The sequence below is a fragment of the Phenylobacterium deserti genome (assembly GCF_003254705.1).
Lineage (GTDB): Bacteria > Pseudomonadota > Alphaproteobacteria > Caulobacterales > Caulobacteraceae > Phenylobacterium > Phenylobacterium deserti.
In genome coordinates this window covers 51,052-60,622 of sequence record NZ_QFYR01000003.1, presented here as the reverse complement: position 1 = coordinate 60,622, position 9,571 = coordinate 51,052, and the positions used below count along the sequence as shown (strand labels likewise).

The 9,571-nt window shown below is 68.6% G+C and carries 12 protein-coding genes; 7 read left to right on the top strand and 5 right to left on the bottom strand.

The genetic code is table 11. The features are described 5' to 3' along the window. Window positions 1–87: 87 nt before the first annotated feature. A complete protein-coding gene (locus DJ018_RS12890) occupies window positions 88–546 on the bottom strand; it encodes a hypothetical protein (RefSeq protein ID WP_111515374.1) in 459 nt (152 codons plus the stop codon). A gap of 76 nt (window positions 547–622) precedes the next feature. Between DJ018_RS12890 and phaC the strand changes: the two genes are divergently transcribed. Together phaC and DJ018_RS12880 are read left to right on the top strand one after the other, a co-directional pair. After that, window positions 623–2,626: a class I poly(R)-hydroxyalkanoic acid synthase gene (gene phaC / locus DJ018_RS12885; protein WP_240609544.1), complete on the top strand. Its 2,004-nt coding sequence runs from the start codon at window positions 623–625 to the stop codon at window positions 2,624–2,626. Between the two features lie 6 nt (window positions 2,627–2,632). Further along, window positions 2,633–3,361, top strand: a complete 729-nt coding sequence (locus DJ018_RS12880; protein ID WP_111515373.1) for an SDR family NAD(P)-dependent oxidoreductase — start codon at window positions 2,633–2,635, stop codon at window positions 3,359–3,361. Window positions 3,362–3,372: 11 nt separating this feature from the next. Here the strand turns inward: DJ018_RS12880 and DJ018_RS12875 are convergent, their stop codons facing one another. Continuing rightward, the gene (locus DJ018_RS12875; protein WP_111515372.1) at window positions 3,373–4,065 is read right to left on the bottom strand and encodes an ArsR/SmtB family transcription factor; all 693 of its coding nucleotides are present in this window, start codon (window positions 4,063–4,065) and stop codon (window positions 3,373–3,375) included. 100 nt (window positions 4,066–4,165) lie between these two features. Here DJ018_RS12875 and DJ018_RS12870 point away from each other — a divergent pair, with 100 nt between their 5' ends. The 5 genes from DJ018_RS12870 (at window position 4,166) to DJ018_RS12850 (ending at window position 6,635) form a co-directional block, all read left to right on the top strand. Beyond that, window positions 4,166–4,480 carry an NIPSNAP family protein gene (locus tag DJ018_RS12870; protein WP_111515371.1) on the top strand — a complete coding sequence of 105 codons (315 nt, stop codon included), beginning with the start codon at window positions 4,166–4,168 and terminating at the stop codon, window positions 4,478–4,480. After that, the gene (locus DJ018_RS12865; RefSeq protein WP_111515370.1) at window positions 4,477–4,827 is read left to right on the top strand and encodes an antibiotic biosynthesis monooxygenase family protein; all 351 of its coding nucleotides are present in this window, start codon (window positions 4,477–4,479) and stop codon (window positions 4,825–4,827) included. The genes DJ018_RS12870 and DJ018_RS12865 overlap by 4 nt, the downstream gene beginning before the upstream one ends. A gap of 115 nt (window positions 4,828–4,942) precedes the next feature. Continuing rightward, on the top strand, window positions 4,943–5,269 hold the full coding sequence (locus tag DJ018_RS12860; RefSeq protein WP_111515369.1) for a PadR family transcriptional regulator: 327 nt from the start codon (window positions 4,943–4,945) through the stop codon (window positions 5,267–5,269). Further along, on the top strand, window positions 5,266–5,832 hold the full coding sequence (locus DJ018_RS12855) for a DUF1700 domain-containing protein (RefSeq protein WP_111515368.1): 567 nt from the start codon (window positions 5,266–5,268) through the stop codon (window positions 5,830–5,832). The genes DJ018_RS12860 and DJ018_RS12855 overlap by 4 nt, the downstream gene beginning before the upstream one ends. 11 nt (window positions 5,833–5,843) lie before the next feature. Then, window positions 5,844–6,635 (top strand): GIN domain-containing protein, encoded by a 792-nt coding sequence (locus tag DJ018_RS12850; protein WP_111515367.1) that lies wholly within the window; start codon window positions 5,844–5,846, stop codon window positions 6,633–6,635. A 3-nt stretch (window positions 6,636–6,638) separates the two neighbouring features. Here the strand turns inward: DJ018_RS12850 and DJ018_RS12845 are convergent, their stop codons facing one another. The 3 genes from DJ018_RS12845 to argC form a co-directional block, all read right to left on the bottom strand. After that, on the bottom strand, window positions 6,639–7,892 hold the full coding sequence (locus DJ018_RS12845) for a CAP domain-containing protein (RefSeq protein ID WP_111515366.1): 1,254 nt from the start codon (window positions 7,890–7,892) through the stop codon (window positions 6,639–6,641). A gap of 105 nt (window positions 7,893–7,997) precedes the next feature. Then, entirely contained in the window at window positions 7,998–8,495 is a 498-nt protein-coding gene (gene msrB / locus DJ018_RS12840) for a peptide-methionine (R)-S-oxide reductase MsrB (protein WP_111515365.1), read from the bottom strand. A 48-nt stretch (window positions 8,496–8,543) separates the two neighbouring features. Then, window positions 8,544–9,521 (bottom strand): N-acetyl-gamma-glutamyl-phosphate reductase, encoded by a 978-nt coding sequence (gene argC / locus DJ018_RS12835; RefSeq protein ID WP_111515364.1) that lies wholly within the window; start codon window positions 9,519–9,521, stop codon window positions 8,544–8,546. Window positions 9,522–9,571: the final 50 nt, after the last annotated feature.

The following is a 9,571-nucleotide window of genomic DNA, read 5'->3' as shown; positions in this document are numbered from 1 at the left end:
CATTGGGAGCTGAAGCCAGGGCTTGGATAGACTCCGGGCAGGGGTCCGCCAAGCCGTGCGACGAGACTTTTTTGGCCTCCGCGAGCCCTATCTGGCGGGCGGCGGAGGCGGTGTAGCTCGTCTCCGGAGTTCGTTTGCGTAGGCTTCGCTGTCCGCCTGATTGGGGGCGGCGAGTTCAGGACCGGCCGCGCGGCGCGCCTGGCTGGCGAAGCCCTCGGTGTTCTCCAGCGTCCAGGTCTGCGGCGCCGTGGCCTGTTCGATCTGGCTGCGCGCCCGCTCCAGCTCGTCGGCGGCCTGGCCGTACTGGCGCAGCGGCCGCACGTCCGTCGGGACCTTCGGAATATCCGTGAACTTGGGGTACGGCGCCTTCATCCGCGCCGCTCGGGTCACTTCGGCCGCGATGGGCGAGGCCGGATCCACCGGCGCCTCGGCCAACGGATTGCCCACGCAGCCGCCCAGCAGGCTGGCCGCGCCCGCGCAGAACGAGACGAGCACCGCTTTGCGGGCGGCTCGGGCGTTCACAAAAAGGCGGTGCGGCGCATTCATTTGCGCAACGGTCTTATGCGATGATCGTAAAAGGTGGAAGGCCCGCGCGTGCATGCCGGGCGAGAGGAAGCGTCTGATGAGCGAGCAAACTTCCGACCAGGCCGCCGCGAGCGCCACGCCCGAGGCCGAGCCGCGGAAGAAGAAGATGTCAGGCAAGCTGCCCAAGCCGCCCTTGCCCGAAGATCCGTTGGTGGAGCTGGCCACGCCGGAGCCGGCGCCCGCCCCTCCCCAAGCCGAAGCTGAAGCAGCCGCCACGCAAAGCGCCGCCGCGGCCCCGCCCCTGCCCTTCGATCCCGCCCTGATGTCCGCCGAGCAGCGGGCGCAGATCGAGAAGCTGTCGCTGAACCTCGCCCGCGCGGCCATGACCGCCCAGGGCGTCTTCGCGGAGATGGCCCTGCGCCAGGCCGATCGCCCGGCCGCCCTGAACCCCGATCCGATGAACGTGGCCCCCGCCTTGACCGAGGTCATGGGCCGCCTGGCCGCTCAGCCGGACCGCATGATGCGCGCCCAGGCCGAGCTGTTTTCCAAGTACCTGGACCTTTGGCAGTCGGCGGCCCGCCGCGCGGCCGGCGAAAGCGCCGAGCCGGTGGCTGCCCCCGCCAAGGGCGACAAGCGCTTCAACGATCCCGACTGGAGCGAGAACCCCGTCTTCGACGTGATCAAGCAGTCTTACCTGCTCACCTCCAACTGGCTGAACGGCCTGGTGTCCGAGGTGCAGGGCGTCGATCCCATGGACAAGCGCCGGGTCGAGTTCTTCACCAAGATGCTCACCGACGCCTTCTCGCCCTCCAACTTCCTGGCCTCCAACCCGGCGGCCTTGAAGGAGGCCATGGCGACCGGCGGTGAAAGCCTGGTGCGGGGCATGGAGAACTTCGCCGCCGACCTGCAGCGCGGCGGCGGCCAGTTGGCCATCGCCCAGACCGACTTCGAGCAGTTCAGGATCGGCGAGAACGTCGCCACCGCCCCGGGCAAGGTCGTCTTCCGCAACGAGATCATCGAGCTTCTGCAGTTCGACCCCACCACGGACGAGGTGCACGAGATCCCGCTGGTGATCTTCCCGCCGTGGATCAACAAGTTCTACATCCTCGACCTGCGGGCCGAGAACTCGATGATCCGCTGGCTCACCAGCCAGGGCCTGACGGTGTTCGTCGCCTCCTGGGTCAACCCGGACGCCAGCCTCTCCACCAAGACCTTCGAAGACTACATGCGCGAAGGCATCTACGCCGGCTCCGCGGCGGCTATGGAGCAGTGCGGGGTCAACCACGTGAACGCCGTCGGCTACTGCATCGGCGGCACCTTGCTGTCGGCCAGCCTTGCGCACATGGCGGCCAAGGGCGTGAACCCGATCGGCTCGGCCACCTTCTTCGCCGCCCAGCAGGACTTCTCCGAGGCGGGCGACCTGCTCCTATTCACCAACCCGCACTGGCTCAAGGAGCTGGAGCGCCGGATGGATGAAGGCGGCGGGGTGCTGTCCGGCCAGGCGATGGCGGACACCTTCAACTCCCTGCGCTCCAACGACCTGATCTGGTCGTTCTTCGTGAACAACTATCTGCTCGGGCGCGAGCCCAAGCCTTTCGATCTGCTGTTCTGGAACTCCGACCAGACGCGGATGCCCAAGACCCTCCACCTCTTCTATCTACGGCGCTTCTACGGCGACAACGCCCTGGCCAAGGGCGAGCTGGAGATGGACGGCCTGAAGCTGGACCTCGCGAAAGTGAAGGTCCCCATCTACGTCCAGTCGTCCAAGGAGGACCACATCGCCCCCGCCCGCTCGGTCTACAAGGGGGCCAAGCTGTTCGGCGGCCCTGTGACCTTCACCATGGCGGGCTCCGGCCATATCGCCGGCGTCATCAACGCTCCGTCGGCCAACAAGTACCAGCACTGGACCGCTGACGAGCTGCCCGCCACGCTCGAGGAGTGGCAGGCGATGGCCAAGGAAAGCCCCGGCTCCTGGTGGCCGCACTGGGCCGCCTGGCTGAAGGCGAAGTCGGGCAAGATGGTCCCGGCGCGCGATCCCGCCAAAGGTCCCTTGAAGCCGCTCGGCGATGCGCCCGGCGAGTACGTGCGCGTCCGATCCTGAGGCGCGATGGCCGCTGACGTCGCCGTCATCGTCGGCGCAAGCGGAGGCGTGGGCGCCGCCCTGCTCGCCGCCTCGCTCGCCGACGAGCGCTTCGATCGGGTGGCGGCCCTATCCCGGCGTCCGCCTGCCGGCCTGAGCGGCGATTCGCGGCTCACCTGGATCGCCGCTGATATCGCTGATGAGGTCAGCCTCTCAGCGGCCGCGGAGCAGCTGCGAGCCGCGGGCGATCTCACCCGAGTGATCGTGGCCACTGGTCTATTGCACCAGGACGGCCTCACGCCCGAGAAGAGCCTCAAGGCGCTGACCCCTGAAGGGCTCGAGGCCCTGTTCCGGATCAACGCCATAGGTCCGGCGCTCTGCGCCAAGCACCTGCTGCCCCTCACGCCTCGAGATCGCCCCAGCGTCTTCGCCGTCCTCTCGGCTCGGGTGGGCAGCATTGGAGATAACCGGCTCGGCGGCTGGTACGGCTACCGCGCCTCGAAAGCCGCCCTGAACATGCTGATCCGCACCGCGGCGATCGAACATGCCCGCACGCACCCGCAAGCTGCGGTCGTGGCGCTGCACCCCGGAACGGTGCGCACAGGGCTCAGCGCGCCTTTCGTGTCTCGCCAGGCTGACGAACGCATCTTCACGCCGGAGACGGCAGCCGCGCACCTCCTTGCGGTGCTCGACCGCATTGGCCCTGCCGACAGCGGGGGGTTCTTCGCCTGGGATGGCCAGCCGATCGCCTGGTAAGGCCTCGCGCCCTAGGCCCTCAGCGCCTCCAGATCGAACAGATCCGCCAGGGCGCGTCGCCCATCCGGCGAAAGCGAGACCGCGCGCGAGCCTTCCGACCGGCGGATCCAGCCCCGGGTGAGAAACGCCTGCTGCAGCGCCGCCCCCAGTCCGCCGCCCAGGTGGAAGCGCCGTTCGCTCCAGTCCAGGCAGGGGCGCACGAGTAGACCCGGCTCGGCGGGCACGTCGATCGACAGCGTCCGCAGCAAAGCCTCCCCCGCTTCGGTCAACCGTCCCCCGTCAGGGCTCAGCACGATCTGACCGCGCGCCGCCATGCCATCGGCGATCGCCACCGCGTGCCGGCCGGCGAGATGGTCATAGCAGGTCCGCAAGTCGCGCATGCTCTGGTCGCGAGGCCCCGTCGCGACAACGCGTTGCGGCGCCGCCGTTCGCGACGCCACAGCCATCAGCCCTTCCAGCATGCGCGCGACTTCCGCCGACGCGATCTGATGATAGCGATGGCGACCCTGCCGGATCACCGACAGCAGATCGGCCTGGGTGAGTTGGGCCAGGTGCGAGCTCGCGGTCGGCGGCGTCACGCCGGCAGCCCGCGCCAACTCGGAGGCGGTCAGAGCCCGCCCGTCCATCAGCGCGACCAGCATGGCGCAACGCGTGGGATCGCCAATCAGGGCGCCGATCTCGGCCAAGCGGGCGACACTGCTCATGCTGGTGCAATAGCACGCGCCCGGCGTCGATGGTTCGACCTCGGTCGAAGCATCTGGCTCGCCCCCGCTGCTAGGCCGGGCTCTCAACAGGAAGGCCCACATGATCACCTGCTTCATCCGCTACGACATCGCCCCCGCGGACGCGGACCTGTTCGCCGAGTACGCCCGCATGTGGGGCGAGGCGATCCCGCGGGCCGGCGCCAACCTCGTCGGCTACTTCGGGCCGCACGAGGGATCAGCCAGCACCGCCTACGGCGTCTACAGCCTTCCCGACCTCGCCGCGTACCAGGCCTACCGCATGCGCCTGCGGGATGATCCGGTTGGACGGGAAGCCTTCGCCTTTGCACGCGAACACCGCTTCATCCGGTACGAGGACCGCCTCTTTCTGAAGCCCCTCACCCCGGTGACGCCGTGATCGCCGTCATCTTCGAAGTTGAGCCGGCAGGGGCTGACACCAAGGCCCGCTACCTGCACATCGCAGGTCAGCTAGTGCAGCAGCTGGCGCAGGTGGACGGCTTCATGGGAGTCGAGCGGTTCCAGAGCCTCAGCGCCCCCGACAAGCTCCTCTCGCTCTCCTTCTTCCGCGACGAAGCGGCCGTGGCGGCCTGGCGCAACCTGCCCGCTCACCGCACTGCGCAGGCGGCCGGTCGCAGCGGGGTATTCGCCGGCTACCGGCTGCGGGTGGCCCAGGTGATCCGTGATTACGGCCTGACTGCCCGCGACGAGGCGCCGGTCGACAGCCGATCGGCGCACTCGGACTAGCCCCCCTCGCGCGCGCCACAGCTCCCTTGCGATACCTTACTAAGGTTTAATGCACGGTACCTTGCACCACTCACTACCTTGCGGCACTCTGCTGGTCAGGAAGGGAGATCGGCGCATGCCCGAGTCCATTGAGATCCAGCTGAAGAAAGGGGCGCTCGAACTCTGCGTTCTGGCCCTGCTTTCCCAGCATGACAGCTACGCCTACGAGATCGCCAGCCGCCTGTCGGACGCGATCGGAATGGGCGAAGGCACCATCTATCCGCTGATGCGGCGCCTGCAGAACGACGGCCTGGTAGAGACCTATCTGGTTGAATCCAGCGCCGGCCCGCCGCGCAAGTACTACCGGCTCACTGAGGCCGGCCGCAGCAGCTTCACCAATCAGAAGGCCGCCTGGAGCTCGTTCTCCGGCGCGGTGCAGGACATTCTCGGAGGGGCGAAATGACCCGTCAGGCTTTCATGGCCAGGTTGCGGGAAGGCCTGCGCGGCCTGCCGCAGCAGACCATCAACGACATCTGCGCGGACTATGAGGCCCACTTCGCCGAGGGTGAAGCCGCTGGGCGCAGCGAGGCGGAAGTCGCCACCGCCCTTGGTGATCCGAGCCGCCTGGCCCGCGAGATCCGCGCCGAGAACAGCCTCAAGCGCTGGGAAGAGCAACGCAGCCCGTCGGGCGCCGTTGGGGCTGTCTTTGCGGTGCTCGGCCTGGGCGCCATCGACGTCCTGATCCTGCTGCCGATCCTCATGGGCATCGGCGGCGCCCTGTTCGGCATCGCCATCGGCTGCATTGCGGTCTTCTTCGGCGGCGGCGCTGTCTTCGTCGCCGGACCTTTCACCGACTTTCCGGGCGGTATCGCCGCGGCCATGCTCGGCGGCCTCGGCATGATGGCCGGCGCGGCTTCGGTCGGCGCGGTGCTGACCCTGATCTGCATCGGCCTCGTCAACGCCCTCGTCTGGTACGGGCGCCTGCACTACCGGCTGCTCAAGCCGGCTCTTGAACCGCAAGCGTGAGGGAGGCTCACATGATCCGCGTTCTTTCCATGATCGCCGTCACCGGCTTCCTGCTCTCGGTGGTCTGCATCTCCGCAGCGATCGCAATCGCAGGCCCCGACGCCGTGGCGCGCGGCGCCTGGGGCTGGGACTGGGACCGCCACGATGGCCAGTCCCCTTGGGAGCAGTCCGGCCATTCGGGCCGCAACTCCGAAACCCGCGACTTCACGTGGACGAACGGCCAACGCCTGGCGGTCTCCATCCCCGCCGAGGTCCGCTACGTGCAGGCTGACGGAACCCCGCGCCTGACCATCTCAGACCCCGCGAACGCCCTGGACAACGTCGAAGTCGTGGACGGCGAGATCCGCTTCCGCCAGGGCCATCCGCCCATGCGGCGCAGCCTGCAGGTCACGCTGACGGCTCCGGGCGTCAACGCCTTCGCCGTGTCCGGAGCGGGCGAGCTCTACGTCGACGGCTACAACCAGGACCGCATTTCCGTGGAGCTGTCCGGCAGCGGCGAAGCTGAGGTGCGTGGCGCGGCCAAGACCCTGGATCTCGACATCGCGGGCTCCGCCGAAGCCGACCTGGGCGGCTTGGTGGTGCAGGACGCCACCGTGCAGATCTCCGGATCGGGCGAAGCGCGCATCGCGCCCAGCGAGTCCGCCAGACTCGATATCTCAGGCTCGGGCGAGATCGACCTCGTCACCAATCCGCGCCGCCTGGAGACGAACGTGTCGGGCTCGGGCAGCGTCAACCACGAAGGGGGCGGCGCGCCCCAGCCCCCGGCTCCGCCGAGAGCGCCGAACGCGCCGCGCGCCTCCTAAGACTCAGTAGACCAGGAAGTCGCTGCTGGTCAGCGACAGGCCCGGGGTCAGGTGTGCGAACACCTGGCCCTGCGCCGCGCCGGTCCCGTCGGGATCGTAGATCAGGTCGCCGGTCTGGCTGTTGTAGATGATCCGGTCGGACGCATCGTGCGCGGCCGCCCCTTTCCAGAACGCCGTCGAAGCCAGAGCGCCCTTGGCGCCTGCGGCCCCGAACGCCGCCTGCGCCAGGTCGATCGTGTCGTAGTAGACGTTGAAGTCGGTGATCTCGTCCGCGCCGCCGCCGAGGGTGTCGAAGGCGAAGTGATCGTTGCCGGCCCCGCCCGTCAGGGTGTCGACGCCAGCTCCTCCGAACAGGGTGTCCGCGCCCGCGCCGCCGTCGAGTTTGTCCGAGCCGTCCAGCCCGAACAGGCGGTCCGATCCCCCGCCGCCCAGAAGGGTGTCCGCGCCTGCGCCGCCCTGGAGCACGTCCGCCCGGCTCGTGCCGGTGAGGCTGAGACCGGTCGGCGGGACAGGGGTCGGTGTGGGCGTTGGGACCGGCGTGGCCCCGGCCTGCGGATCCACCAGGTCGACCTTAACGTTGGAAGCGCCCACCGACACCGTCTGGGTGGAGCCGGTCAGTCCGGCGCCGGAGAAGCTCAGGCTATAGGTCCCCGTGGGCAGCGCCAGATCATAGCCGCCGCCCGCCGCCGTGGTCGCCGAGTAGACCGCGCCCGACGCACTGGTGGCCGTGACTGTGACCCCGCCCAGTCCCTCGCCGAGGTCATAGCTCCGATCGAGGCTGAGATCGTTGTAGGCCACCCCGGTGATGAACTTGTTGGTTCCGACCTTGGCGAAGTCCTCCGTCACGAAGGCCGCCTGCCAGCCCTGATATTCCCCTGTCTTGAACCCCAGCCCCACCTGCTGGAACGTACCGTTCAGCAGGTTCGCGCGGTGGCCGGGCGAGTTCATCAGGTTGGTGTGCAGGAGTTCGACTTCGTCGGCGAACCCTGGCGCCCCACGCAGGCTGGCCCACCCGATGTTTTCGCCGTTGGACCACGAGCCGGTGAACTGGAAGCCGGCCGCCTGCATGCGCTGGGTCGCTGTCGAGCCGTTCGCCCCCGTGTGCGAGAAGGTGTCGGTGTCGATCATCCACTGGCTGTGGAGGTCGGCGGCGTCATTCAGGCGGCTGTCGCCGGCCAGAGGCTGGACGCCGGCCTTGGCGCGGTCGGCGTTGATCAGTTCCAGCAGATACTGCTCTTCGGCGCTGGCTGCGGCCATGTCGGTCCCTCAAGTCCCAAGTCGTTGTGAACTCGACGGATCGGGAGAGCCTGAGGCGAAATTGCGTCGGCCTGGCAGCGGCGTTCCGACGCAACCTCGCCGTGGTCAGGCGGGGATGAACTTCAGCGCCTGCCCATTGTTGCAATAGCGCAGCCCGGTGGGCCGTGGCCCGTCATCGAAGACGTGGCCCTGGTGGCCCAGGCACTGGGCGCAATGGTACTCGGTGCGGGGCACGCCGATCTTGAAGTCGGTCTTCTTTCCCAAGGCGCCGGGGATCGCGGTGTAGAAGCTAGGCCAGCCGGTGCCGCTCTCGAATTTCCAGTCGGACTTGAACAGCGGCAGGTTGCAGCCGGCGCAATGGAAGGTGCCCTTGCGATGCTCGTTCAGGAGCGGGCTCGTGCCGGCGATCTCGGTGCCTTCCTTTCGCAGGATGATGTAGGCGCCGGGGGACAGCCGCTGCTTCCACTGCCGGTCCGGCAGCTTGCGCCAGCCTGAGCCGGCGTAAGGATCCTTGGCGACTGCGGCTAGCGCCGGGACGGGCGCAGCCAGAGCCAAAGCGGAAAGCGCCAGCAGACGGCGTCGATCGAGGGAGGGCTGGGTCATGTCCCAGATACGTGGCCCTCGCCTCGCCGGATGCAACGCGCTGCGGCGTCAGAGCCCGGCGGCTTCATCCAGCCCCAGCATCAGGTTCAGGTTCTGCACCGCCGCGCCCGAGGCGCCTTTGCCCAGGTTGTCCAGCTGCGCCACCAGGCGCGCCTGAGTGCCGGCGGCATTGCCGAACACGAACAGCCGCATGCGGTTGGTGCCGTTCAGCGCTTCGGGATCAAGGCCCGCCACATAGCCGGCGGCTCCAGCTCGCACCGTCTGCAACTCGGCGCACTCGGCGCCGCTGGCCACCTCGACGAAGCGCTCGCCCGCGTAGGCCGCCTGCAGCGCCACGTGCAGGTCGCCGGGTCCGGGCTTGCCCGGCAGCGCCCACAGCTGCAGCGGGACCTCCACCAGCATGCCTTGCGCAAACCGGCCCACCGCTGGCGCGAACAGCGGCGGGAAGTCGAACCCGGCGTGCTTCTGCATCTCCGGCACGTGCTTGTGGCCCAGCGTCAGACCATAGGTTCGATAAGCGTCGGCCGTGCCGTCCGGCGCGCCCTTTTCGAACTCTTCGATCAGCCCGCGCCCGCCGCCGGAGTACCCGGAGATCGCGTTCACTGTCACCGGCCAAGTCGCGGGGATCAGCCCCGCGCTGACCAGCGGACGCATCAGGCCGATAAAGCCTGTGGGATAGCAGCCGGGATTGCTGACCCGCTTGGCCTTGCGGATGGCGTCGCGCTGCCCCGCCGTCAGCTCGGCGAAGCCATAGGTCCAGTCTGGATCCACCCGGTAGGCTGTGGAGGCGTCCACCACCCGGACCTTGTCGTTGCGGATCAGGCTCACCGCCTCGCGCGCCGCATCGTCAGGCAGGCACAGCACCACGGCGTCCACGCCGTTGAGCAGCTCGGCCCGCGCCGCGGGGTCCTTGCGCTTGGCCGGATCGATGGAGACGATCTCCAGGTCCTGCCGGCCGTCGAGCCGCGCGCGGATCTGCAGGCCGGTGGTGCCGGCTTCGCCGTCGATGAAGACCGTGTGGGCCATGGGGTGGGCTCCGAACCAGACAAGAAAAAGGGCGCTCCGGTCTCCCGAAG

Bases quoted from the DNA above. Each gene is read 5' to 3' on its own strand.
- DJ018_RS12875 (WP_111515372.1), bottom strand. From the start codon at position 4,065: ATGAGCAGTGTCGCCCGCTTGGCCGAGATCGGCGCCCTGATTGGCGAT.
- DJ018_RS12850 (WP_111515367.1), top strand. From the start codon at position 5,844: ATGATCCGCGTTCTTTCCATGATCGCCGTCACCGGCTTCCTGCTCTCG.
- DJ018_RS12870 (WP_111515371.1), top strand. From the start codon at position 4,166: ATGATCACCTGCTTCATCCGCTACGACATCGCCCCCGCGGACGCGGAC.
- DJ018_RS12890 (WP_111515374.1), bottom strand. From the start codon at position 546: ATGAATGCGCCGCACCGCCTTTTTGTGAACGCCCGAGCCGCCCGCAAA.
- DJ018_RS12880 (WP_111515373.1), top strand. From the start codon at position 2,633: ATGGCCGCTGACGTCGCCGTCATCGTCGGCGCAAGCGGAGGCGTGGGC.
- argC (WP_111515364.1), bottom strand. From the start codon at position 9,521: ATGGCCCACACGGTCTTCATCGACGGCGAAGCCGGCACCACCGGCCTG.
- DJ018_RS12860 (WP_111515369.1), top strand. From the start codon at position 4,943: ATGCCCGAGTCCATTGAGATCCAGCTGAAGAAAGGGGCGCTCGAACTC.
- DJ018_RS12855 (WP_111515368.1), top strand. From the start codon at position 5,266: ATGACCCGTCAGGCTTTCATGGCCAGGTTGCGGGAAGGCCTGCGCGGC.
- phaC (WP_240609544.1), top strand. From the start codon at position 623: ATGAGCGAGCAAACTTCCGACCAGGCCGCCGCGAGCGCCACGCCCGAG.
- msrB (WP_111515365.1), bottom strand. From the start codon at position 8,495: ATGACCCAGCCCTCCCTCGATCGACGCCGTCTGCTGGCGCTTTCCGCT.
- DJ018_RS12845 (WP_111515366.1), bottom strand. From the start codon at position 7,892: ATGGCCGCAGCCAGCGCCGAAGAGCAGTATCTGCTGGAACTGATCAAC.